This window comes from Pseudomonas sp. 06C 126 (assembly GCF_001855215.1).
In the GTDB taxonomy this organism is placed as follows: Bacteria; Pseudomonadota; Gammaproteobacteria; order Pseudomonadales; family Pseudomonadaceae; genus Aquipseudomonas; species Aquipseudomonas proteolytica.
Genome location: NZ_MIFU01000094.1, coordinates 38,753 through 60,739 on the forward strand (window position 1 = coordinate 38,753; position 21,987 = coordinate 60,739).

A 21,987-nucleotide genomic window follows, 5' to 3' on the forward strand; every position below is an offset into this window, starting at 1 on the left:
GGGCTTGCCCGCGATGACGCTGTGTCAGTCACTAGATGTATTGACTGATCCACCGTTATCGCGGGCAAGCCCGCTCTCACATTGGTTTGCGGCGCCCACACAAATTGCTGTATATCCATCCAGATAAAGGTTGCTCAATTCCCTTCTTTTGCCCATCCTTCTCCCATTCAACTGCGTAACGAATGGGCTGACCATGCGGCTGTTCCTCTGTGAAAAACCCTCCCAGGCCAAGGATATCGCGGCCGTGCTCGGTGCCAGGCGCCGGGGCGACGGGTGCTGGCTGGGAACCGACGTCACAGTCACCTGGTGCATCGGCCACCTGCTGGAAACCGCCCCGCCCGATGCCTACGACGCCAAGTACAAGCGCTGGGTGCTGGCCGACCTGCCCATCGTCCCGGAAAAATGGAAGATGACGGTAAAACCCAAGACGGCCAGCCAGTACAAGGCGGTCAAGCGCCTGCTGGGCGAAGCCCGGGAACTGGTGATTGCAACCGACGCCGACCGCGAGGGCGAGATGATCGCCCGGGAGCTGGTGGAGCATTGCCGCTATCGCGGGCCGATCCAGCGTTTGTGGCTGTCTGCACTGGATGACGCCTCGATCCGCAAGGCCCTGGCTTCGTTGAAGCCGGGTGCGGACACCTTCAGCCTCTATCATTCGGCCCTGGGCCGTTCCCGTGCCGATTGGCTGATCGGCATGAACATGAGCCGCCTGTTTACGTTGCTCGGCCGCCAGTCCGGCTATCAAGGCGTGTTGCCGGTGGGCCGGGTGCAAACCCCGACCCTGCGCCTGGTGGTGGATCGTGACCGCAGCATTGCCGACTTCGTCCCGGTGGCGTACTGGGCAATCGATGTGCAATTGCTGCATTCGCAGATGAGCTTTATCGCGCAATGGCGCGCCGCCGACGATATCTGTGACGACCAGGGCCGCTGCCTCAACCATGAACGGGCACGGCAGGCGGCGACCGCCATGAATAACGCGGCCAGCGCACGCCTGGTGAAGCTGCGCACCGAACGCATGCGCGAAGTGGCGCCCCTGCCCTTTGACCTGGGCACCCTGCAGGAAATCTGCTCGAAGAAACTCGGCCTCGGTGCCCAGGAAACCCTGGACATTGCCCAGTCCCTCTACGAAACCCACAAGGTCATCACCTACCCACGCAGTGACTGCGGCTACCTGCCCGTAAGCCAGCATGGCGACGCGGCAACGATTCTTGCGGCGTTGGGGCGCGCCGATCCGGCGCTCAGCGCTCTGCTGCCGCACCTCGATGCGCAACGCCGCTCGCGGGCCTGGAACGACGCCAAGGTCAGCGCCCACCACGGCATCATCCCCACCGGCGCCGGCAAGGATCTGGCGCAGTTGACCGGCAAGCACCGCGCCGTCTTCACCTTGATCCGCGCCCGGTACCTGGCGCAGTTCCTGCCCAACCACGAATACGATCGCACCCAGGCGGATTTCGACTGTGCCGGCGAAGCCCTGCGCGCGGTAGGCAAAGTGGTGGTAGAGGCCGGTTGGAAACGCGCCTTGCCCGAAGCCCTGGCTCCGAGCAAAGGCCGCGAAGCACCTGCACCACAGCCTTTGCCAACCCTGGTACAGGGTGAGGATTACGGGGTGGCGCAGGTCAACCTCAAGGACCTGTGGACCCAGCCGCCCAAGCCCTTTACCGAAGGCGACCTGATCAAGGCGATGAAAAACGTCGCCAAACTGGTGCAAGACCCGCTGCTCAAGCAAAAGCTCAAGGACACCACCGGCATCGGCACCGAGGCGACACGGGCCGGGATTATCCAGGGCCTGCTGGACCGTGGTTACCTGGTAAAGAATGGCAAGGCATTGTCCGCCACACCGGCAGCCTTCAGCCTGATCGACGCGGTGCCCAGGGCGATTGCCGACCCGGGCACCACCGCGATTTGGGAGCAGGCCCTGGACATGGTGCAAAGTGGTGAGATGAGCCTGGAGGAGTTTGTCGCCAAGCAGGCGGCCTGGATGAGCAAGCAAGTGGCCCGCTGCAATGGGATGCAAATGACCATCAGCGGCCCTGCCAGCCCGGCAGGCCGTGGTGCCACCCCTTGGAAAAACAAACGCAAGCCGGCCAAGCGCAAGACCGGCGCCGGCCCGAAACGGGCGGCAACACCGGCAAACAAGGGCTGAAATACCGAAAAAAGGCGCTAATGACGTTTTTCGAGCGGATATACGCCGCTTTGGCTCTTGCTCTGGCGCCAACGGTCTAGGATTCTGTAGGAACTGCCTAATAACAAAACCGGGGTGGCCACCATGAAGACCGTCGCACAGTTGCTCAAGTCCAAGGACCAGAAGAATCAGGAAGTGCATACCATCCAGTGGAATCACACCGTGTTTGAAGCGCTGGTGGTGATGGCAGCGAAGAACGTCGGCGCTTTGCCGGTGGTCAAGGAGGACAAAGTCGTCGGCATCATCAGTGAGCGCGACTACGCGCGCAAACTGATTCTCCATGGACTGTCCTCGACGAGCACACAGGTACACCAAGTGATGAGCTCACCGGCGATCACCGTGGACACCCACAAAAGCGTCGAAGACTGCATGGGCATCATGACCGACGGCCACCTGCGCCACCTACCGGTGGTGGAAGACGGACAACTGCTAGGCCTGCTGTCCATCGGCGACCTGGTCAAGGAAGCCATTGCTGAACAGGCGGCCCTTATCCAGCAGTTGGAGCAGTACATCCGCGGCGAATGACACTCCCAAGCCCCACAAATCCAATGTAGGAGCCGGCTTGCCGGCGATGGCATCACCTCGGTTTCAATCACACACCGTGGTCATGCCATCGCTGGCAAGCCAGCGCCTACAGAAGGGCAAATATCCGACCTGCCAGCACAAAAAATGACGCCCAAGTCACTTTTCCCCGCCCCACCCCCCGCACCGGAATATTTATGTAGTGAGCAAAAATAATCACTACATAACCGTTGACGTAACCATTTTGACCTTGCATGATTCAGACGTCTCCCGGATCGGGAGCGTTGGTAACAAGCGTTTTGAACAAGCTCGTCTGACCGCCGAGCTGTTTTTCCGGATGTGCACTGCCCACAAGGCAGATTGATGAAGCTGACCGAACCGAAAGGCACGGTACAAGAAGCTCAAATGCTACTTGTCTTCGTTATGAAACCATTGCGTAGCAGTTCATCAGAAACACTACATGCATCAGGTTCAAGACCCTGCCCGTATTTGGCAGACCGTTTCTGACGCCCGGTTTTCGCAACCGGAGACAACTAACGTGGATTAACGAATCAACTGAAGATCGCCAACTGGTCAAGGGGCTTACAATGAATCTGAACAACCAACCAACTATCGATGAATTGGCTGAGATGTTCGCAGCGCAGAAAGACACACTCGACGACCATATCCTGTGGATTGGCAAATCGGGCGAAGTGCAAATTGACTGCCTGGCGCCCCATACCGAAGAAGCCGAGTTCGACCGCAATAACCGTGAACTGGCGGCGCGCCTGAAGATGTACCGCCGTGGCCAGGGTTATGTCGGAAAAAAAGCTGCTGCCGATCGCAACTTTATCGAGCAAGTGTTCGACACACTTAACAATGCCTGGGAGTCCTTTAAGGACAACTCGCAAGTTAAAGTGATTGACCGCTACTACTAAGAACTACTCACCCTCTGTAGGAGCTGGCTTGCCAGCGATGACGGTTTAACGATCAACACGGTTGATTGTTAAATAGCTATCGCCGGCAAGCCAGCTCCTACAGTTGTTTGTGCAGACTTAAATACCGGGAAACCGTCCCTTCGCTGCTTCGTCCCGGAAGATATCGAACAGGGCCTGCGCCGCCGCCGACAGTTCATGCCCGGGCTTGGTCAGAACGCCAATCGGTCGCTCGATCACCGGGTCACGCAAGGTGATGCAATGGGCGCCCGCCTCTTCCATCTGCGGCGCGCACAACGCGGGCACGGCGCTCACGCCCAGGCCACTGGCAACCATCTTGCCCACCGTTGCCAATTGATGGCTCTCCAACGCCACCGGCAGCTTCATCTGCAATGCACCCAAGTGCTCTTCCAGCATCACCCGTACCGTAGAAGGCCGCTGCAAGGTGATGAAAGGTTGCGCCAGCAGGGTTTTCCAGTCGATTTCGCTCATGTGCGCCAACGCTGAATCACCGGGCACTACCGCAACAAAGCGGTCCAGATACAGCGGGGTAAAGGCCAGCGACGAGCCCGGCGAGGGCTCGAATGCCACGCCCAGTTCAACCTGGCGATCGCGGACCATCTCCAGCACCTGTTCATTGATCAGGTCGTGCACCGTGACATTGACCTGGGGAAACCGCGCTCGAAAAATCTTCAGGATCGGCGGCAGCAGGTTGCCAGCAAACGACGGCATCGCCGCCACCGTCACGCGCCCGCGCTGCAAGGTAAAACGCTGGCGCAATTCATCCTCGGCATTGTCCCAGTCGGCAATCAACCGGCGGGCCAGGGGCAACAGGGATTCGCCTTCCGGGGTCAGTGCGACGTTGCGCGTATTGCGGCTGAAAAGCCGCCCGCCCAGGCCCTCCTCCAGGCCTTTGATCGTCAGGCTCAGGGCCGACTGGGACAAATGCAGGCGCTCACAGGCGGCGGCAAAACTCAGGGTCTGGGCCACGGCCAGAAAGGCCCGCATCTGTTTAACTGTCATGGCTGTGCTCCGCTACCCACTCTATTGTCCCGTTTTTTAAATCAATCAACCTTAAAAAACAACTTAACAAATCAATCCACCGGCGCAACACTCGGGTCACTGGCTGGACCACAAACAATAAAAGAGGTGCATATGGCAGGTTTCGATAAACGCGTGGCGTCCTATGAAGAAGCGCTGGCAGGCCTGGAAGACGGCATGACCGTACTCTCCGGCGGCTTTGGCCTGTGCGGCATCCCGGAAAACCTCATCGCCGAAATCAAGCGCAAAGGCACCCGCGACCTGACGGTCGTCTCCAACAACTGCGGTGTGGATGGCTTTGGCCTGGGTGTACTGCTCGAAGAAAAGCAGATCAGCAAGGTCATCGCCTCCTACGTCGGGGAAAACGCCCTGTTCGAGAAGCAACTGCTCAGCGGCGAAATCGAAGTGGTGTTGACCCCCCAAGGCACCCTCGCAGAAAAAATGCGCGCAGGCGGCGCTGGCATTCCCGCGTTCTTTACCGCCACCGGTGTGGGCACGCCCGTCGCCGAAGGCAAGGAAACCCGCGAGTTCAACGGTCGCCCCTACCTGATGGAAGAGTCCATCACCGGCGACTTCGCCATCGTCAAAGGCTGGAAAGCCGACCATTTCGGCAACGTGATCTACCGCCACACCGCCCAGAACTTCAACCCGCTGGCCGCCACCGCGGGCAAGATCACGGTGGTCGAAGTCGAGGAAATCGTCGAACCGGGCGAGCTGGACCCGGCGCAGATCCACACCCCTGGTATCTACGTCGACCGGATCATCTGCGGCACCTTCGAGAAGCGCATCGAACAGCGCACTGTCCGCAAATAATCTGCCTCCAGCCCGAACAATAAGGACTCATAAAATGGCTCTTACCCGCGAACAAATGGCTCAACGCGTCGCCCGCGAAATGCAGGACGGCTTCTACGTCAACCTCGGCATCGGCATCCCGACCCTGGTGGCCAACTACATTCCCGAAGGCATGGAAGTGATGCTGCAGTCGGAAAACGGCCTGCTGGGCATGGGACCGTTTCCTACCGAAGACACCATTGATGCCGACATGATCAACGCCGGCAAGCAGACCGTCACCGCACGCATCGGTGCGTCGATCTTCTCTTCGGCCGAATCCTTCGCGATGATTCGTGGCGGCCACGTAGACCTCACCGTCCTCGGCGCCTTTGAAGTGGACGTGCACGGCAATATCGCCTCGTGGATGATCCCCGGCAAGCTGGTCAAGGGCATGGGCGGCGCCATGGACCTGGTGGCCGGCGCAGAAAACATCATCGTGATCATGACCCACGCCTCCAAGGACGGTGAGTCCAAGTTGCTCAGCCAGTGCAGCCTGCCGCTGACCGGTGCCAACTGCATCAAGCGCGTGCTCACGGACCTGGCCTACCTGGAAATCGAAAATGGCGCTTTTGTCCTCAAGGAACGCGCACCTGGCGTCAGCGTTGAAGAGATTGTGAGCAAGACCGCCGGTAAACTGATCGTCCCGGACCACGTTCCAGAAATGCACTTCCAGTGAGGACAGATTCCATGCAAGACGTCGTGATTGTTGCTGCCACCCGCACCGCCGTGGGCAGCTTTCAAGGGGCCCTGGCCACCATCCCGGCACCGGAACTGGGAGCCGCGGTAATCCGCCGCCTGCTGGAGCAGACGGGCGTGGACCCAGCGCTTGTAGACGAAGTGATCCTTGGCCAAGTGCTGACCGCAGGCTCAGGCCAGAACCCGGCGCGCCAGGCATCGATCCTCGCCGGCCTGCCGCACGCGGTGCCGAGCCTGACCTTGAACAAAGTCTGTGGCTCGGGCCTCAAGGCCTTGCACCTGGGCGCACAGGCCATCCGCTGCGGTGACGCCGAAGTGATCATCGCCGGCGGCATGGAAAACATGAGCCTGGCGCCCTATGTGTTGCCCGCCGCCCGCACCGGCCTGCGCATGGGCCATGCGAAGATGGTCGACAGCATGATCAGCGACGGCCTGTGGGACGCGTTCAACGACTACCACATGGGCATCACCGCCGAGAACCTGGTGGACAAGTACGGCATCAGCCGTGAAGCCCAGGACGCCTTTGCCGCCGCTTCCCAGCAGAAAGCGGCTGCCGCCATTGAAGCCGGGCGCTTTGCCGACGAAATCACGCCGATTCTGATCCCCCAGCGCAAAGGCGACCCGATTGCCTTTGCCGTGGACGAGCAACCTCGCGCCGGCACCACCGCCCAATCCCTGGGCAAGCTCAAGCCAGCCTTCAAGAAGGACGGCAGCGTCACCGCCGGCAACGCGTCGAGCCTCAACGACGGTGCCGCTGCGGTGCTGCTGATGAGCGCCGATAAGGCCAAGGAACTGGGCCTGCCAGTGCTGGCACGGATCGCCAGCTACGCCAACGCGGGGGTCGATCCGGCGATCATGGGCATCGGCCCGGTGTCCGCGACCCGGCGCTGCCTGGACAAGGCCGGCTGGCAGTTGGCCGAGCTGGACCTGATCGAGGCCAACGAAGCCTTCGCCGCACAGGCGCTGGCAGTGGGCAAGGAGCTGGAGTGGGACACGGCCAAGGTCAACGTCAACGGTGGCGCCATTGCCATCGGCCACCCGATTGGCGCATCAGGCTGCCGCGTACTGGTGACCTTGCTGCATGAAATGATCAAGCGCGATGCCAAGAAAGGCCTGGCCACCTTGTGCATCGGCGGCGGCCAGGGCGTGGCATTGGCCCTTGAGCGCGACTGATTCAACGAGCAACATGGAAAAGGCCCGGCTCCACGAAAAGCCGGGCCTTTTTTTGCCTATCTGATTTGCGCTGTCGCGCAGCAAACTGGCCCCCTTGTGGCGAGCGGGCTTGCCACAAGGGGGACGCGCACGACTCGACAATGTACATAAAACAGCGCTGTAACAGCTTTGCGGGTAGCTACACAGCGGCCTGGGGCACGGCGAATACCGCATTGGCTCGCACTACGACCTTTTCCCCCACCTGCAGGCTGACCGTGGCAAACGCCATCTGCCGTCCGCGTTTGTGATGTTCCAACCGTACTTCGATCCAATCGCCAACCTGCACCGCCCCCAGATAATCGAGGGTCATGCTCGCGGTGATCAGCGGCAACGGCGGATCGCTGGAGAACGCCATGGCATAGCCCATGCCGACATCCGCCAGGGTTGCCAATACGCCACCGTGCACCGTGCCGCGCCCGTTGGCATGGCGGTGGTCGGCACGCAGGCCCAGTTGCAACTGCAGGCCCTCGCCGCGGCAATACACCGGGCCCAACAAGTCAAGGAGCGGGCTGCTGCGAGATAAGGGGGCAAAACCTTCAGGGGTATCCGTCATGGTGGATCTTCCTTGTGATAAGGCATGAGGTTTAACCCGCGCCGGTCGATGCAGCCAGCATGATCAACCGGGTAAATCTGTGCCGATAAGCCCACACCCACTTTGCGTTCGCCGGGCAAACCGGCTTTAATCGCCGCGCACTTTATCCCGCACACTGAAGGAGACGTAATGCGCCATCTGGAAGGCAGATCTACTGCGTTGATGTTTTTGGCCGCCCTGCTGCTTGGCGGCTGTTCGCCCAAGGAGTATTCCGAAGCCACACAGATCAATGGCGAACAGGGCCGGGCCGGCGCGCAATTGGCCTATGAACACGAGCTGAGCCTGGCGATGCCGGTTGCCCTGCTGGCACCGCGCATGCAGGCCACGCGCCAAGCCTGTGAGTCGGCGCAGTTCGGCGCCTGCAACATCCTGCGTATCGAAGAAAACAGCGACGGCGGCATGATTGTGTTGCGCATCGCCCCCAGCGGGGTCGAGCCGTTGGTGAGCATGGCGGCCGAGGGCGGGCAGCTGGGCCAGCGCATCACCAGCGCCGAGGACCTGGCCGACGCAGTGGCCGATGTACGCCGCCGCCAGGAGCGTTTGCAGGCCCAGCAGAAACGCCTGGATGAGCTGGCCGCGCGCAAGGACATCACCGTGGGCGACTTGATCACCCTCACCAAGGAACAAGCCGCCATCGAAAACGAGCTGCAGGAACTGGCGCAGATCGCCGCCGGCCAGCAGCGACGCCTGGACACCAACCGCGTGACCCTGAACTTCCGCCCATCCGACGGCGAGCATCAGCAATCACGTTTCGCGCGCATGTTCGGCAACCTGGGCGACAACCTGGTCGACGGCACTGCCGACGCCCTGGAGCGCTCAAGCTACGTGCTGCCGTTCGTGATCCTCGCGTTCCCGGTGTTGTGGCTGTGGGTTTGGCTGTGGCGCAAGCTGGTCAAGCGCCGCCCTTGACCTTAGCGTTTCATGCAGCGCTGGTACCGCTCATCCACGCGCTGGGCGAACCAGGCTGTGGTGAGGTTGCGGGTGATCTTCGGGCTCTTGAGCACAATCCCTGGCAGGATCGCCCGTGGCAAGGGCTTGCCTTCGGCTTTCTCGGCCAGGGCAAAGACCCGCTGGTACAGGGTGGTCTCTTCAAAGTCCAGGCGATCGCCCTGCTCCAACTGGCTGCGGATGCTCGGGTTGCGCATGTCCAGCTTCTTGCCCAATGAGCGCACCGCCAGTTCGGTGGTGCCGGGCATGATCGAACCGTAGCGGATCAAATCGCCATCCAGCGCCAGGCGGGTCCCGGAAGCACGGCTGACAGCGGCCTGGAACGCCGCATTGCGGCTGGCGTACCAACCAGCATTGAAGTCGGCAAAGCGGTACAGCGGCTGCTCGTAGCTCACCGGATAACCGAGCAGATGGGCGATACCGAAGTACATCCCACCACGCCGGGTGAACACTTCCCGGCGAATACTTCCATCTACGGTGTAGGGATAATCCCGGGCCTGTTTCTCGGCGAAGGCAATGCTCACCTGCATCGGGCCTGCGGTATGCACCGGGTTGAAACTGCCAAACAAGGTGCGGCCCAACGGCACGGTGCCGATAAAGTCGTCAAAGATCCCACTCAGGTCCTTCTCGGTACGCGCAGCACTCAGCCGGTCGGCGTAGGACTTGCCCGTGGGCGAACGCAGTTGCAGCGCGGTGCGCACCAGCACGGCCGGCACATGCACCTTGGCCGCACGCTTGAGGATTTCATCCTGGGCGATCTTGCCCATGTTCGGCACCGGCGGGTCGACCTGATAGGTGGACTCTTGCTCAGTCACCGCCAGTACCGCACAGATATTCTCGGTGCTGGGGTAGATCTTCTGGCTGTCGAACGCCGTGTAGATATCCTGGGCCCAGCCGGCGCGATCCGCCACCTTGGCCGGCATCAGCCGCACGATCTGCGCCTTGACCTCGGTTTCACTGCGTTCTGGAAGTGGCTGGCTGCGTTGGGTTGAGCAGCCGGCCAGCACCAGCAAGGTGGTCAGGCAGAGAGTCAGCCGGGATGAAAGCATGCGGGGGGTGTCCTGTGAGTCGGTGGATCTGACCACTATCTCACAACCCCCCACCCCATGTAGGAGCCGGGATCAGATGCCGGCGAGCGCCAAGTCCATCGCAAAGTAGGTGAAGATCAGGTCCGCACCGGCGCGCTTGATCGAACCCAGGGTCTCGCGCACCACACGGGCTTCGTCGATGGCACCGGCTTGGGCGCCGAACTTGATCATCGCGTACTCGCCACTGACCTGGTACGCCGCCACGGGCAAGCGCGAGGCTTCGCGGATGTCGCGGATGATGTCCAGGTACGCACCGGCCGGCTTGACCATCAGCGAGTCGGCACCTTCCTGCTCATCGAGCAGGGATTCGCGCACGGCTTCGCGGCGGTTCATCGGGTTCATCTGGTAGCTTTTGCGGTCGCCCTTCAGCGCGCTGCCGCCCGCCTCGCGGAACGGGCCATACAGGGCCGAAGCGAATTTGGTGGAGTACGCCATGATCGGGATATGGGTGAAGCCCGCCGCATCGAGTGCCCGGCGAATGGCCTGGACCTGGCCGTCCATCGCTGCCGAAGGCGCGATCACATCGGCGCCGGCGCGGGCTGCCGCTACGGCTTGCTTGCCCAGGTTGGCGAGGGTGCGATCGTTGTCCACTTCATTACCGTGCATCACGCCGCAATGGCCATGGTCGGTGTATTCGCAGAAGCAGGTGTCGGACATCACGATCATCTCCGGCACCGCATCCTTGCAGATCGCCGACATGCGGGAGACCAGACCGCGCTCGTTCCAGGTGTCGCTGCCGCTGGCGTCCAGGTGATGGGACACGCCAAACGTCATCACCGACTTGATCCCGGCGCGGGCGAAGCGCTCGATTTCACTGGCCAGTTTCGATTCGGGGATACGCATCACACCGGGCATGCTGGTAATGGGCACGAAATCGTCGATTTCTTCTTCGACGAAGATCGGCAATACCAGGTCGTTGAGGGTGAATTCGGTTTCCTGGAACAGGCTGCGCAACTCGGGGGAACGGCGCAGGCGGCGGGAGCGGGCTTCGGGGAACTGGCTGGACATGGGTTTTCCTACAATTTCCTACAAAAAGGGCCATGGCACGTGGCAAGGCCGCTAGCTTAAGGGCGAAAGCTTATGCCTGGATTGACCGAGAGCACAAATACCGTGGCCATAACGGTGTTTTGCCATTCCCGTAACAATATGCCTTCGGCTTTGGGATCAAGCTGGCGGCCCATAACCGTTAAAGGCTCAGGCTGCCTTCGATACACACCGAGACGGCGCCGCCAATCCAGATCTCATCCCCTTGTTGCTGTACCCGAATACGCCCGGCGCGGCCCATGGCCGTGCCCTGGCTGACCACGTACTGGCTGGGGGCCAAGCCTTCACCCAACAGCCATTGGGCCACGCCGGCATTCAGGCTGCCGGTGGCCGGGTCCTCAGGCGCCCCGTCGCCGGCAATAAACCCGCGCACTTCAAACTGCGCATCCACGTCGTCGCGGCTCGGATCGCATGGGGCAACCACGCCCACTGCCAACCCGAGCAGCTTCGAATAGTCCGGCTGCAGGTCCAGCACCGCCTGCCGGTCCGCCAACATCAGCGCCAGCCAGCCGGCACCGTTATCGACCCATTGGCTGCGTACAATCGCCTCGGGTTCAAGGTTGAGGGCCACGCGCACACGCTCCAACAGCTCGGCATCCAGCGGCCCTGAGCGCAGCAAGGGTGGTGCGATGAACGCCAGTTCCTGGCCCTGGCGGCGGATGCGCACCAGGCCGATCTCGCACTCCTGGATGATCTCGCTGCCCCGGGGCACGCCACCGGCTTGCAGCCACGCATGGCAACTGCCCAGGGTCGGATGGCCGGCGAAGGGCAATTCCTGCGTGGTCGTAAAAATACGCACCCGGTAGTCAGCGCGCGGGTCGCGCGGTTGCAGCAGGAACGTGGTCTCGCTGAGGTTGGTCCACTGGGCGAAGTCCGCCATCTGCTGGTCGCTCAGGCAATCGGCGCCCAGCACCACGGCCAATGGGTTGCCCTTGAGGGCCACGCTGCTGAAAACATCAAGTTGCTTGAAATCGAAAGTCGGCATGGGTCAGCTCGGAATATTCAGGCCACGAATCACCGCCGGTCGGGCAACAAAGCCGTCCAGCGCGCGCAGTACATTGGGGAAGTCGCTGATGCCCACCAGATCGCCTGACTCATAAAAACCGATCAGGTTGCGGATCCAGGGGAAGGTCGCGATATCGGCGATGGTGTACTCATCGCCCATGATCCAACTACGGCCCAGCAGGCGTTTTTCCAGGACTTCCAGCAAGCGCCGGGCTTCAGCCGCATAGCGGTCGCGAGGGCGCTTGTCTTCGTAGGCCTTGCCGGCAAATTTATTGAAGAACCCCACCTGGCCGAACATCGGCCCGATCCCGGCCATCTGGAACATCAGCCATTGCAGGGTTTCGTAGCGCGCGGCAGGCGCCTGGGGCAGCAGTTGCGCGGTTTTCTCCGCCAGGTAGATCAGGATCGCCCCCGACTCGAACAACGCCAGCGGTTCACCGCCCGGGCCGTTGGGGTCGATGATCGCCGGGATTTTGTTGTTGGGGTTCAACGACAGGAACTCGGGCGAGAACTGGTCCTGGGTGTCGAAGCTGACTTTATGCGCCTCATACGCCAGGCCCAGTTCTTCGAGCATGATCGAAACCTTGACGCCATTGGGGGTGGGCAGCGAGTACAACTGCAGGCGCTCGGGATGCTGGGCTGGCCATTTGGTAATAATCGGAAACGCAGCGAGTGAAATCATCGATATACCCCAAGCTGAGAAAAACCCATGATAGCGATCTAGCGGCCAGGCTGCATTGGTCTTCAATCCGCAACATCGGGTCGCTAATCTCGGGTCCCAGCGAACCAAAACGCTATAGCGCACTCTTAGAAACGCTTGAACGGTTGAATGGAGGCACACCGCCACACTCATGGAAACCGCACGATGCTTGGAGCGTCGCTGTGGCTGGGCCTTGCGGTCTTGATCCGAAGCACTGAAGACTCGAAAACCAATGAAAATCAAGCCTTTGTGCCTTGGCAAACGTTTCAAACAATATGCTTATTACGTGTTACCGATGTTCTTTGTAGGCGGCGCCTTGATGCTGGCCTTCGAAGCCCGCGAGAGCAGTGCCGAGCCGAAGAACGGCGTACAGACCCTGGTGTTCCTGCGCCATGGCGAAAAACCCGCTGGCGGCCTGGGCCAACTCAATTGCCAGGGCCTCAACCGCGCGATGAACCTGGCCACCGTACTGCCGGAAAAATTCGGCGCCGCCGATTTCGTCTTCGCGGCCAACCCGACGCGCAATGTCGAGGAAGGCGAATTCGATAACTCATACAGCTATATCCGGCCATTGATGACCATCAGCCCCAGCGCGATCAAACTTGGGTTGCCGGTGAACATCGAGTTTTCGGCCAACGATACCAGCGACCTGGCGAACGAGCTGATGGAGGACAAGTACCACAACTCCACCATCTACACCGCCTGGTCCCACGGTTACCTGCCGGAGCTGATCAACAAGGTGGCGAGCGAAGCGGTCGGCGAGAAGTACACCATCACCGAAGACTGGTCCGGCGGCGACTTCGACACCCTGTACGTGTTGACCCTGACCTGGCAGAACGGCAAGGCCAGCCTGCTCAGCCGCAACTACAAGCAAGGGCTGGATAACGGCTTGCAGACCTGCCCGGATGCGACGCACGTAAACGCTGACAGCTGACCTTACCGGCGACTGCGTCCCGCGTGACACACCGCTATCGCCGGCAAGCCGGCTCCTACTGGGGGCGGGACCGCGTATGATGCGTCGCTATCGACTTATCTGCGGATCCTGACCATGTCTAACCTCACCTCTGCCAGCCCTGTACGCGGCTGGTCCTTCTGGTGGAAGCCGGCGCTGTTCCTGTTGGTCGCCTGCGTCGGCCTGTATTACGTGAAGTGGTCGCCCTACTACTTCAAGGCGTTCGTTGCGGCAGACAGCCACAGCATCGGCAACTCGATCCTCAACGATCAGCAAGGCTCGCCATTGGCGGCGGCCCTGGCCTATGCCCAGGTGTATTTCCTGGCAATCTGGAAAGCCGCCGTGCTGGCGGTGATTCTCGGATCGTTGCTGCAAGTGTTGATTCCACGGGACTGGCTATTACGCCTGTTCGGGCGCGCCGGGCTCGGTTCCACGGTACGCGGCGGGTTGTTCGCCCTGCCGGGCATGATGTGCAGTTGCTGCGCCGCCCCCGTGGCGGCGGGGATGCGTCGTCAGCAAGTGTCAGTGGGCGCCGCCCTGGCGTTCTGGATGGGCAACCCGGTACTCAACCCGGCGACCCTGGTGTTCATGGGCTTTGTCCTGGGCTGGGACTTTGCCGCACTGCGGCTGGTGGCCGGGATCGTGTTGGTGATCGGTGTGGCGCTGATCGCTCAACGCATCGCACGCCCGGAGCAGGTGCCGGAAGTGGCGCTGGAGGCCGTGGCCAACGTCAGCGGCGCCGACAGCCAGCCCTTCCTCACCCGCTGGCTGCGCACCTTATGGCAGTTGTTCTGGAGCACCATCCCGGTGTACATCCTGGCGGTGTTGCTGCTGGGCGCGGCACGGGTATGGCTGTTCCCCCATGTGGACGGGGCGATGGCCGACAGCCTGGTTTGGCTGGTGCCCCTGGCGATTGTCGGCACCCTGTTTGTGATTCCCACCGCGGCGGAAATCCCGATTGTGCAGACCATGATGGCCCTGGGCCTGGGGACCGGGCCAGCGGTGGCCCTGTTGATGACCCTGCCGAGCGTGAGCCTGCCGTCGCTGTTGATGCTGCGCAAGGATTTCGATACACGGGTGCTGGTGACAGTGGCCGGGCTGACCATGTTGATGGGTGTGGTGTGTGGGTTGGTGGCGGTGGTCGTGCTGTAGGGTTGGGCATCGCCGCATAGGTATGCTGCTGAAAGGGCTCCTGTGGCGAGCGGGCTTGTCGGAACGCCGCATCGCCACGGGGACAGTCGTCAGCACCCGCGCCGGGCACCGCGCTCGCGCAAATACTCCAGCACTGCCCCCTGCTCCCCTGCGAACTCGATGCGGGCGCCCTTCTTCTCACGCTGGAAGGCATACATCGGGTCGTAGTATTCGCGCAGCAACCCTTCGATCCACGCACGATGCAGATCCACCGCGCCGCTGCGCGCCTGTTCTTCCAGGGCCTGCTGCAGGATGCCCTGCAACCGCTGGAACCGTTCGCCCCCCAGGCGCTTGTGGATATTGCCCAGGCTCTCGGTCAGGCGCTGCGCAAACACCTGCTGGCCCGACTCACCAAACACGCTGACAAACTCGGCGCACAGGTCCACCACATAATCGCCCAGGATTCGCTCGACCCGCCCCGCCAGGCTATCTTCCAACCACACCATCGGGAATGCCTGCATGCCTTTGTGCAAGGCCAGGGGCAGCGCACAACTGCCAATCATGCGGCTTTCATCCTCGACCACGAATTGCTCGATACCCTGGTCGCGCTTTTTCAGCAGATCAACCCCCAGGCGGTTCTCGAAATCGATGTTGGAGGGCTGTGCGGTAGCGCGCTTACCGAAGCTGGAGCCCCGGTGATTGGCGTGCCCCTCCAGATCCAGCGCATTGCGCAACTGGCCGAGGACTTCGGTTTTCCCAGTGCCGGTCATGCCGCCCAACAGGACGAAGTCGCACTCGCGGGTAGCGCGCTCGACCGTATCGAGCAAAAAGCTGCGCATAGCCTTGTAGCCACCACCGACCCGCGGATAGTCGATACCCGCCTCGCGTAGCCATTGCTGGACAATCTGCGAGCGCAAGCCGCCGCGAAAGCAATACAGGTAGCCCTCAGGATGGGCCCGCGCGAACTGTGCCCACTGCTCGACACGTTCAGCCTTTGTCGCCCCGGACACCAACTGATGGCCCATTACAATCGCCGCCTGTTGCCCCTGCTGCTTATAACAAGTGCCCACCCGCTGGCGTTCGTCATCGTTCATCAACGGTAGATTGACCACCCCGGGGAACGCACCCTTGACGAATTCAACCGGCGCGCGGGTATCCATCATCGGGCGGTCGTTGAGAAAGATGTCGCGGTAATCGGTGATGTCGCTGGGCATCAAGACACCTCTACCGCGTTGCTCTGTCGCTCGACCAACTGGCCAATGGGCGCCAGGTTCAAGCCCAGTTCGGCCGCTGCCGCAAGAAACTCGGCTTCGCCTTCTGGCGTGACAGCCACCAGCAGCCCGCCACTGGTCTGCGGGTCGCACAACACACGCTTGTGCAACTCATTGATACGGCCCAACTGGCCCGAATAGCTGTCGAAGTTGCGCAACGTACCGCCCGGCACGCAGCCCTGGTCCAGGTAGTACTCGACCCCCGGCAGGCGTGGGACTTTTTCGTAGTCGATCAGGGCAGTCAAACCGCTGCCGTCGGCCATTTCCACCAGGTGCCCGAGCAGGCCGAAACCGGTCACGTCAGTCATGGCGCTGACCCCGGCCAGTTTGCCAAAGCGGCTGCCGGGTTTGTTGAGGGTGCACATCCAGTCCCGCGCCAACCCGATATCGGCTTCGCGCAATTTGCCCTTCTTCTCGGCGGTGGTGAGGATGCCAATACCCAGGGGTTTGGTCAGGTACAAGCGGCAGCCAGCGGTGGCGGTGTCGTTGCGCTTCATATGGCGCTTGTGCACCAGACCGGTGACGGCCAGGCCGAAGATCGGCTCCGGGGCGTCGATGGAGTGGCCACCGGCCAGGGGAATGCCGGCCGCGTCGCACACCGAGCGGCCACCGCGGATCACTTCCCGGGCGATTTCCGGGGCCAGTACATTGACCGGCCAACCGAGAATGGCAATGGCCATCAACGGGTCGCCACCCATGGCGTAGATATCGCTGATGGCGTTGGTGGCAGCAATGCGCCCGAAATCGAAGGGATCGTCGACGATAGGCATGAAAAAGTCAGTGGTGGAAACCACGCCGCGCTCGTCGTCGATCGCGTACACCGCGGCGTCGTCACGCGAGGCATTGCCCACCCAAAGGTTGGGGTCGAGGTTCTGCGCGCCGCTGCCGGCGAGGATCACTTCCAGCACCTGCGGCGAAATCTTGCAGCCGCAACCGGCACCGTGGCTGTACTGGGTCAGGCGAATCGGCTCGTTCATGGTGGACCTCAAACTATCAAGTGCGCGAAGTCTAACAGACAGCAAAAAGCCGGCTGGGCTCTTGGGAGCACAGCCGGCTTCTGGGTTTGAGCGGTTACTGGCGGGCAGCGAGCAAACGCTTGTGGCGATTGCGCCGCGCGATGTTCAAGCACTCGATGGCAGCCGAGAACGCCATGGCCGCGTACACGTAGCCTTTAGGCACATGGGCACCGAAACCTTCGGCGATCAAGGTCATACCGATCATGATCAAGAAGCCCAGGGCCAGCATCACCACGGTCGGGTTGTCGTTGATGAACTTGGCCAGGGGTTCAGCCGCAACCAGCATCACGATCACCGAGGTCACCACGGCAATGATCATGATCGGCAAGTGCTCGGTCATGCCGACGGCGGTGATGATGCTGTCGATGGAGAACACCAGGTCGAGCAGCAGGATTTGCCCGATGGCCGCAGCAAAGCCGATAGCCACAGTATTGCCCACGCTTGCCTTCTCTTCGGGCTCCGGGTCCATGCTGTGGTGGATCTCGGTCGTCGCCTTCCACACCAGGAACAGGCCACCGGCGATCAGGATCATGTCCTTCCACGAAAACGCCTGGCCGAACACTTCAAACACCGGCGCCGTCAGTTGCACGATAAACGCGATGGTGCTCAACAGGCCCAGGCGCAGGATCAGCGCCATGCTGATGCCGATGCGTCGTGCCTTGGCCCGGTGTTGTTCCGGCAGTTTGTTGGTGAGGATCGAGATGAAGATCAGGTTGTCGATGCCCAGCACGATTTCCATGACGATCAGGGTCGCCAGGGCTACCCAGGCGGTGGGGCTGGCGGCCAGTTGTAAAAGGTATTCCATAGGTCAGTCCTGACGTTGTGCTGGGAAATTAGGTTTCTTTGGTGTTCGATTCAGACTCTTGCTCGGGCTGATCGTCCTTTTTTTCTGGACTGATCAGGCCTTGCGTCGCTTCACTCAATGCCTGCTCGGCGGCCTTGTGGGTGTCATCGATCGCTTGCTTGGCCGATTCGGTGGCTTTGCCCAGGACCTGCTGCGCGCTTTTCTCGACCTGATCGCAGCCGCTGATCATCACCAATGAAAGCGCAAGCAACGAAGCTGCGCCGAGAGAATTGAGTTTCATGATGTATTCCTCGTTAGAACCATTGGGTCCAAGTAGTGGCCCCGCGATAGCGACGCATTCTATGCAGGTGAACACTTCAGTAAAATTCGTATTTTTCTCGCGTATACTTCGGTTTTTACGAACTGACGGCCGCCATGCTCAATTACCGACAACTGCATTACTTCTGGGTGGTGGCCAAGACAGGCAGCATCGTGCGCGCCTGTGAGCAACTGAACCTCACCCCGCAAACCATCAGTGGGCAAATCAGCCTGCTCGAACAGACATTCGGCGTTGCCCTGTTTCAACGGGTGGGGCGCCAGTTGGAACTGACCGAGGCCGGGCGCCAGGCCCTGCCCTATGCCGAGCAGATGTTCCAGACCGGCAATGAACTGGAAGCGATGTTGCGCGCCCAGCCCAATGAACAGCAGATCGTGTTTCGCGTCGGCGTGGCGGATGTGGTGCCCAAGTCCATTGTCTACCGGCTGATCGCGCCGACCATGGAGTTGAACGAGCCGCTGCGTATTACCTGCCGTGAAGACAAACTGGAGCGGTTGTTAGCCGACCTGGCGATCCAGCGCCTGGACCTGGTGATTTCCGACAGCCCCATGCCCAGCCACCTCGACATCAAGGGCTACAGCCAGAAACTGGGGGAATGCGGCATCAGTTTTTTCGCCACCCAGGCATTGGCTGACCAGCACCCCGGTGATTTCCCACAGTGCCTGCACGGCGCGCCGCTGTTGATTCCCGGCGCGGAAACCGTAGTGCGCAGCCGTTTGCAGCGCTGGTTTGCCGAGCAAAAGATCCAGCCGAAGATCATCGGCGAGTTCGACGACAGTGCCTTGATGCAGGCGTTTGGCCAATCCGGCAGCGGGATTTTCATCGCCCCCAGCGTGATTGCCGAGGAAGTGCTACGCCAGTACGGCGTGGCACTGGTGGGCCAGACAGATGCAGTCACCGAGTCGTTCTATGCGATTTCGGTGGAGCGCAAGGTCAAGCACCCCGGTATCGTTGCGATAACCGAAGGCGCCCGCCGCGAACTGTTTACTGCGTTGCCGACCTAGGCGCAGGCGACCCGGGTCTTGGCGGTCATCAGCCACAGGGCCAGGAGAATCGACAGCAGGATAAAGCCCGACGCCGCGAACCCCAGGCTGCCCAGGCCGAGGGTGTCGATCACATGCCCGCCGACCATCGCCCCCAGGCCAATGCCCAGGTTGGCCCCGGCAATGTTCAGCGACGCGGCGAATGCCGGCGCATGGGGCGCGGCCTTCATCAGCCGCACATGGCTGACCAAAAACAGCGCCGCCTGGGTCACGCCCCAGATGCCCATGGCCGCGGCCAGGCCGAGGGTGGAGTGGATCGCCGGCACCAGCGCCACCATGCCCGCGATCATAAAGCCACAGAACACCATCGAGGCGATCAGCGGGTGCTTGTCGACCATGCGCCCGCCCAACGAATTGCCGATCAGGCCCACGGCACCAAAGCCCATCAGGCACCAGCCCACCAGAGTGCCATCGAAGCCGGCCAGGCGCTCAAGAATGTCTGCCAGGTAGGTATAGGCGGTGAACATGCCGCTAAATACCAGGATCGACAGCAACACGTGGCCCTGCATCAAGGGGTTGCGCAGGATCTTGAACTGCGAGCGCAACGTCACGGTTTCCTTTTTCACCGTGGTCGCCGGCAGGTAAATCAACAGCAGCAGTGCCTTGAGTAGCGCCACCCCGGCCAGGATGCCAAAGGCGGTGCGCCAGCCGAACATGTCAGAGATCAAGGTGCCCACCGGAATCCCGAAGACCGTCGCGCAGACGATGCCAAAGCCGATCTTGGCAATCGCCCGGCCGGCGTAGTCCGGCCCGACAATATCCACGGCGGTTTCACTGGCCAGGGCCCAGAACACCGGCAGCCCCAGCGCCGGAATCAGCCTTGCCACGGCCATCACCCAGATATTCGGCGCCAGGGCCGCCAGGGTATTGGCCGCGCCGAACATCAACAGGATGCTGATAAACAGGCGCTTGCGCTCGAAGCGTGCGAAATACGCGGTAAGGAACGGCCCGAACGCCGCCACGGTGAAGGCAAATAGCGTCACCAGCAAGCCAGCCTGGGACACGCTCACATCCAGGTCACGGGCGATGGAGGGCAACAGGCCCACGATGACAAATTCGGTGGTCAACACCGTAAAACCGGCTGCGGACAGCAGCAGGATGGGCAACAACATGCATAACTCCAGAAACGGCGACGCCAGCGTCGGCCCAAGGGCCCGCTGACAGAGAGGTAAGAAGAGGATGGCCAAGGTTAACAGAATGTAACCGGACCACGCACGGCTTTGGCGACTGAATGCCGCAGCAAATGGGATGTGTCCTACGGCATGTTAGACTTCGCGCCTTGCACAGTGCTGCACACATTAAAAAAACTAGAGACAACTCTTTATGACTGCTGCCCCTTCGCTGTTTCAACGCCTGCTGCGCGTCAGCCTGGTGACCCAAATTGTCATTGGCCTGGTCGCAGGCATCCTGCTGGCCCTGCTGTCGCCCAGTGCAGCCCTGTCCACCGCGTTTATCGGCAAGGTATTTGTCTCGGCGCTCAAGGCCGTCGCGCCGATCCTGGTGTTTGTGCTGGTGATGGCCTCGATCGCCAACCACAAGCATGGCCAGGAAACCCATATCCGGCCGATCCTATTTCTGTATCTGCTGGGCACCTTTTCTGCGGCGGTTGTGGCAGTGATTGCTAGCACCCTGTTCCCCTCAAGCCTGGTGCTTTCCACCCATGATGTGGCCATCAGCGCCCCCGGCGGGATCGGCGAAGTGATGCAGAGCCTGCTGCTCAGTGTGGTGGACAACCCCGTCAGCGCCCTGATGAATGCGAACTTCATCGGCATCCTGGCCTGGGCCATCGGTATGGGCATTGCAATCCGCCATGCCGGTGAAACCACGCGCACCGTCCTGGACGACCTGTCCAACGGCGTCACGCTGATCGTGCGTGTGGTGATTCGTTTCGCGCCGCTGGGTATCTTCGGCCTGGTGGCCTCGACCCTGGCGGCCTCTGGTTTCGATGCGCTGTTGGGCTATGCGCACCTGTTGCTGGTGCTGATCGGCTGCATGTTGTTCGTGGCACTGGTGATCAACCCGGCGATCGTGTTCTGGAAACTGCGCCGTAACCCCTACCCGCTGGTGCTGCTGTGCCTGCGTGAGAGCGGGATCACCGCCTTTTTTACCCGCAGTTCGGCGGCCAACATCCCGGTCAACCTGGCATTGAGCGAGCGTCTGGGCCTGCACGAAGACACCTATTCGGTTTCGATCCCACTGGGGGCGACCATCAACATGGCCGGCGCCGCCATCACCATCACCGTGCTGACCCTGGCCGCCGTGCATACCCTGGGCATCGCCGTCGATCTGCCGACCGCGGTGTTGTTGAGTGTGGTTGCCGCGATCTGCGCTTGTGGCGCGTCGGGTGTGGCTGGGGGGTCGTTGTTGCTGATTCCGCTGGCGTGCAGCCTGTTCGGGATTCCGAGTGAAATCGCCATGCAAGTGGTGGCCGTGGGCTTCATTATCGGGGTGCTGCAGGATTCGGCAGAAACCGCGCTCAACTCGTCTACCGACGTGTTGTTCACTGCCGCGGCGTGCCTGGGCCAAGAAGACAAGAACCCGGCCTGATACAACAGTGGGCGCTGGCTTGACTGCGATAGGCATGAGTATCTACACAACTCTCTGATACTTCTGGGCTCTGGGTTTTGGGCTGATGTAGGGGGCATATCCATTGCTGCGGTAACGGCGGCCATGGGTTC

Annotated in this window: 22 protein-coding genes; 11 read left to right on the plus strand and 11 right to left on the minus strand. The window is 61.3% G+C overall.

Annotated elements, in window-relative coordinates; genetic code table 11:
* Positions 1–193: 193 nt before the first annotated feature.
* The 3 genes from BHC62_RS17695 to BHC62_RS17705 all read left to right on the plus strand — a co-directional run bounded on the left by BHC62_RS17695 (position 194) and on the right by BHC62_RS17705 (position 3,621).
* Positions 194–2,143, plus strand: coding sequence for a DNA topoisomerase III (locus BHC62_RS17695; protein WP_070995675.1), 1,950 nt, complete (start codon positions 194–196; stop codon positions 2,141–2,143).
* Between the two features lie 123 nt (positions 2,144–2,266).
* The gene (locus tag BHC62_RS17700; protein ID WP_029296577.1) at positions 2,267–2,707 is read left to right on the plus strand and encodes a CBS domain-containing protein; all 441 of its coding nucleotides are present in this window, start codon (positions 2,267–2,269) and stop codon (positions 2,705–2,707) included.
* Between the two features lie 584 nt (positions 2,708–3,291).
* Positions 3,292–3,621: a hypothetical protein gene (locus BHC62_RS17705; protein ID WP_029296579.1), complete on the plus strand. Its 330-nt coding sequence runs from the start codon at positions 3,292–3,294 to the stop codon at positions 3,619–3,621.
* Between the two features lie 117 nt (positions 3,622–3,738).
* Here BHC62_RS17705 and BHC62_RS17710 read toward each other — a convergent pair whose 3' ends face one another.
* A complete protein-coding gene (locus tag BHC62_RS17710; RefSeq protein WP_029296581.1) occupies positions 3,739–4,641 on the minus strand; it encodes a LysR family transcriptional regulator in 903 nt (300 codons plus the stop codon).
* Between the two features lie 132 nt (positions 4,642–4,773).
* Between BHC62_RS17710 and BHC62_RS17715 the strand changes: the two genes are divergently transcribed.
* The 3 genes from BHC62_RS17715 to BHC62_RS17725 are packed head-to-tail and all read left to right on the plus strand — an operon-like array spanning position 4,774 to position 7,359.
* Positions 4,774–5,472, plus strand: coding sequence for a CoA transferase subunit A (locus BHC62_RS17715; RefSeq protein WP_010211319.1), 699 nt, complete (start codon positions 4,774–4,776; stop codon positions 5,470–5,472).
* A 34-nt stretch (positions 5,473–5,506) separates the two neighbouring features.
* Positions 5,507–6,166 (plus strand): CoA transferase subunit B, encoded by a 660-nt coding sequence (locus BHC62_RS17720; protein ID WP_027603173.1) that lies wholly within the window; start codon positions 5,507–5,509, stop codon positions 6,164–6,166.
* Positions 6,167–6,177: 11 nt separating this feature from the next.
* Entirely contained in the window at positions 6,178–7,359 is a 1,182-nt protein-coding gene (locus tag BHC62_RS17725) for an acetyl-CoA C-acetyltransferase (protein ID WP_070995676.1), read from the plus strand.
* Positions 7,360–7,537: 178 nt separating this feature from the next.
* Here BHC62_RS17725 and BHC62_RS17730 read toward each other — a convergent pair whose 3' ends face one another.
* Positions 7,538–7,951 (minus strand): PaaI family thioesterase, encoded by a 414-nt coding sequence (locus tag BHC62_RS17730; protein ID WP_070995677.1) that lies wholly within the window; start codon positions 7,949–7,951, stop codon positions 7,538–7,540.
* 168 nt (positions 7,952–8,119) lie between these two features.
* Here BHC62_RS17730 and BHC62_RS17735 point away from each other — a divergent pair, with 168 nt between their 5' ends.
* On the plus strand, positions 8,120–8,899 hold the full coding sequence (locus BHC62_RS17735; protein WP_029296591.1) for a DUF4349 domain-containing protein: 780 nt from the start codon (positions 8,120–8,122) through the stop codon (positions 8,897–8,899).
* 2 nt (positions 8,900–8,901) lie between these two features.
* Here BHC62_RS17735 and BHC62_RS17740 read toward each other — a convergent pair whose 3' ends face one another.
* The 4 genes from BHC62_RS17740 to BHC62_RS17755 form a co-directional block, all read right to left on the minus strand.
* Entirely contained in the window at positions 8,902–9,987 is a 1,086-nt protein-coding gene (locus tag BHC62_RS17740) for a DUF1615 domain-containing protein (RefSeq protein WP_029296593.1), read from the minus strand.
* Between the two features lie 72 nt (positions 9,988–10,059).
* Positions 10,060–11,034 (minus strand): porphobilinogen synthase, encoded by a 975-nt coding sequence (gene hemB, locus BHC62_RS17745; RefSeq protein ID WP_029296595.1) that lies wholly within the window; start codon positions 11,032–11,034, stop codon positions 10,060–10,062.
* A gap of 178 nt (positions 11,035–11,212) precedes the next feature.
* The gene (locus BHC62_RS17750; RefSeq protein ID WP_029296596.1) at positions 11,213–12,055 is read right to left on the minus strand and encodes a PhzF family phenazine biosynthesis protein; all 843 of its coding nucleotides are present in this window, start codon (positions 12,053–12,055) and stop codon (positions 11,213–11,215) included.
* A gap of 3 nt (positions 12,056–12,058) precedes the next feature.
* On the minus strand, positions 12,059–12,757 hold the full coding sequence (locus BHC62_RS17755) for a glutathione S-transferase N-terminal domain-containing protein (RefSeq protein ID WP_029296598.1): 699 nt from the start codon (positions 12,755–12,757) through the stop codon (positions 12,059–12,061).
* A 250-nt stretch (positions 12,758–13,007) separates the two neighbouring features.
* Between BHC62_RS17755 and BHC62_RS17760 the strand changes: the two genes are divergently transcribed.
* Both BHC62_RS17760 and BHC62_RS17765 read left to right on the plus strand, forming a co-directional pair.
* Positions 13,008–13,709, plus strand: coding sequence for a histidine phosphatase family protein (locus BHC62_RS17760; protein ID WP_070995678.1), 702 nt, complete (start codon positions 13,008–13,010; stop codon positions 13,707–13,709).
* A 114-nt stretch (positions 13,710–13,823) separates the two neighbouring features.
* Positions 13,824–14,879 carry a permease gene (locus BHC62_RS17765; protein WP_029296602.1) on the plus strand — a complete coding sequence of 352 codons (1,056 nt, stop codon included), beginning with the start codon at positions 13,824–13,826 and terminating at the stop codon, positions 14,877–14,879.
* An 89-nt stretch (positions 14,880–14,968) separates the two neighbouring features.
* Here the strand turns inward: BHC62_RS17765 and mnmH are convergent, their stop codons facing one another.
* The 4 genes from mnmH to BHC62_RS17785 form a co-directional block, all read right to left on the minus strand.
* Entirely contained in the window at positions 14,969–16,072 is a 1,104-nt protein-coding gene (mnmH, locus tag BHC62_RS17770) for a tRNA 2-selenouridine(34) synthase MnmH (RefSeq protein WP_070995679.1), read from the minus strand.
* Positions 16,072–17,106 carry a selenide, water dikinase SelD gene (selD, locus tag BHC62_RS17775; protein WP_070995680.1) on the minus strand — a complete coding sequence of 345 codons (1,035 nt, stop codon included), beginning with the start codon at positions 17,104–17,106 and terminating at the stop codon, positions 16,072–16,074. Before selD ends, mnmH begins: the two co-directional genes overlap by 1 nt.
* A gap of 94 nt (positions 17,107–17,200) precedes the next feature.
* Positions 17,201–17,950, minus strand: coding sequence for a TerC family protein (locus tag BHC62_RS17780; RefSeq protein ID WP_029296609.1), 750 nt, complete (start codon positions 17,948–17,950; stop codon positions 17,201–17,203).
* Positions 17,951–17,978: 28 nt separating this feature from the next.
* Positions 17,979–18,230, minus strand: a complete 252-nt coding sequence (locus BHC62_RS17785) for a hypothetical protein (RefSeq protein WP_029296611.1) — start codon at positions 18,228–18,230, stop codon at positions 17,979–17,981.
* Positions 18,231–18,364: 134 nt separating this feature from the next.
* Here BHC62_RS17785 and nhaR point away from each other — a divergent pair, with 134 nt between their 5' ends.
* Positions 18,365–19,270, plus strand: coding sequence for a transcriptional activator NhaR (nhaR, locus tag BHC62_RS17790; protein ID WP_070995681.1), 906 nt, complete (start codon positions 18,365–18,367; stop codon positions 19,268–19,270).
* Here nhaR and BHC62_RS17795 read toward each other — a convergent pair.
* The gene (locus BHC62_RS17795) at positions 19,267–20,421 is read right to left on the minus strand and encodes an MFS transporter (protein ID WP_029296615.1); all 1,155 of its coding nucleotides are present in this window, start codon (positions 20,419–20,421) and stop codon (positions 19,267–19,269) included. The two genes, nhaR and BHC62_RS17795, sit on opposite strands and share 4 nt — an antisense overlap.
* A 211-nt stretch (positions 20,422–20,632) precedes the next feature.
* On the opposite strand from BHC62_RS17795, the gene sstT reads away from it, so the two are divergent.
* A complete protein-coding gene (sstT, locus tag BHC62_RS17800) occupies positions 20,633–21,856 on the plus strand; it encodes a serine/threonine transporter SstT (RefSeq protein ID WP_029296617.1) in 1,224 nt (407 codons plus the stop codon).
* Positions 21,857–21,987: the final 131 nt, after the last annotated feature.

Bases quoted from the DNA above. Each gene is read 5' to 3' on its own strand.
- BHC62_RS17695 (WP_070995675.1), top strand. From the start codon at position 194: ATGCGGCTGTTCCTCTGTGAAAAACCCTCCCAGGCCAAGGATATCGCG.
- BHC62_RS17700 (WP_029296577.1), top strand. From the start codon at position 2,267: ATGAAGACCGTCGCACAGTTGCTCAAGTCCAAGGACCAGAAGAATCAG.
- BHC62_RS17705 (WP_029296579.1), top strand. From the start codon at position 3,292: ATGAATCTGAACAACCAACCAACTATCGATGAATTGGCTGAGATGTTC.
- BHC62_RS17710 (WP_029296581.1), bottom strand. From the start codon at position 4,641: ATGACAGTTAAACAGATGCGGGCCTTTCTGGCCGTGGCCCAGACCCTG.
- BHC62_RS17715 (WP_010211319.1), top strand. From the start codon at position 4,774: ATGGCAGGTTTCGATAAACGCGTGGCGTCCTATGAAGAAGCGCTGGCA.
- BHC62_RS17720 (WP_027603173.1), top strand. From the start codon at position 5,507: ATGGCTCTTACCCGCGAACAAATGGCTCAACGCGTCGCCCGCGAAATG.
- BHC62_RS17725 (WP_070995676.1), top strand. From the start codon at position 6,178: ATGCAAGACGTCGTGATTGTTGCTGCCACCCGCACCGCCGTGGGCAGC.
- BHC62_RS17730 (WP_070995677.1), bottom strand. From the start codon at position 7,951: ATGACGGATACCCCTGAAGGTTTTGCCCCCTTATCTCGCAGCAGCCCG.
- BHC62_RS17735 (WP_029296591.1), top strand. From the start codon at position 8,120: ATGCGCCATCTGGAAGGCAGATCTACTGCGTTGATGTTTTTGGCCGCC.
- BHC62_RS17740 (WP_029296593.1), bottom strand. From the start codon at position 9,987: ATGCTTTCATCCCGGCTGACTCTCTGCCTGACCACCTTGCTGGTGCTG.
- hemB (WP_029296595.1), bottom strand. From the start codon at position 11,034: ATGTCCAGCCAGTTCCCCGAAGCCCGCTCCCGCCGCCTGCGCCGTTCC.
- BHC62_RS17750 (WP_029296596.1), bottom strand. From the start codon at position 12,055: ATGCCGACTTTCGATTTCAAGCAACTTGATGTTTTCAGCAGCGTGGCC.
- BHC62_RS17755 (WP_029296598.1), bottom strand. From the start codon at position 12,757: ATGATTTCACTCGCTGCGTTTCCGATTATTACCAAATGGCCAGCCCAG.
- BHC62_RS17760 (WP_070995678.1), top strand. From the start codon at position 13,008: ATGAAAATCAAGCCTTTGTGCCTTGGCAAACGTTTCAAACAATATGCT.
- BHC62_RS17765 (WP_029296602.1), top strand. From the start codon at position 13,824: ATGTCTAACCTCACCTCTGCCAGCCCTGTACGCGGCTGGTCCTTCTGG.
- mnmH (WP_070995679.1), bottom strand. From the start codon at position 16,072: ATGCCCAGCGACATCACCGATTACCGCGACATCTTTCTCAACGACCGC.
- selD (WP_070995680.1), bottom strand. From the start codon at position 17,106: ATGAACGAGCCGATTCGCCTGACCCAGTACAGCCACGGTGCCGGTTGC.
- BHC62_RS17780 (WP_029296609.1), bottom strand. From the start codon at position 17,950: ATGGAATACCTTTTACAACTGGCCGCCAGCCCCACCGCCTGGGTAGCC.
- BHC62_RS17785 (WP_029296611.1), bottom strand. From the start codon at position 18,230: ATGAAACTCAATTCTCTCGGCGCAGCTTCGTTGCTTGCGCTTTCATTG.
- nhaR (WP_070995681.1), top strand. From the start codon at position 18,365: ATGCTCAATTACCGACAACTGCATTACTTCTGGGTGGTGGCCAAGACA.
- BHC62_RS17795 (WP_029296615.1), bottom strand. From the start codon at position 20,421: ATGTTGTTGCCCATCCTGCTGCTGTCCGCAGCCGGTTTTACGGTGTTG.
- sstT (WP_029296617.1), top strand. From the start codon at position 20,633: ATGACTGCTGCCCCTTCGCTGTTTCAACGCCTGCTGCGCGTCAGCCTG.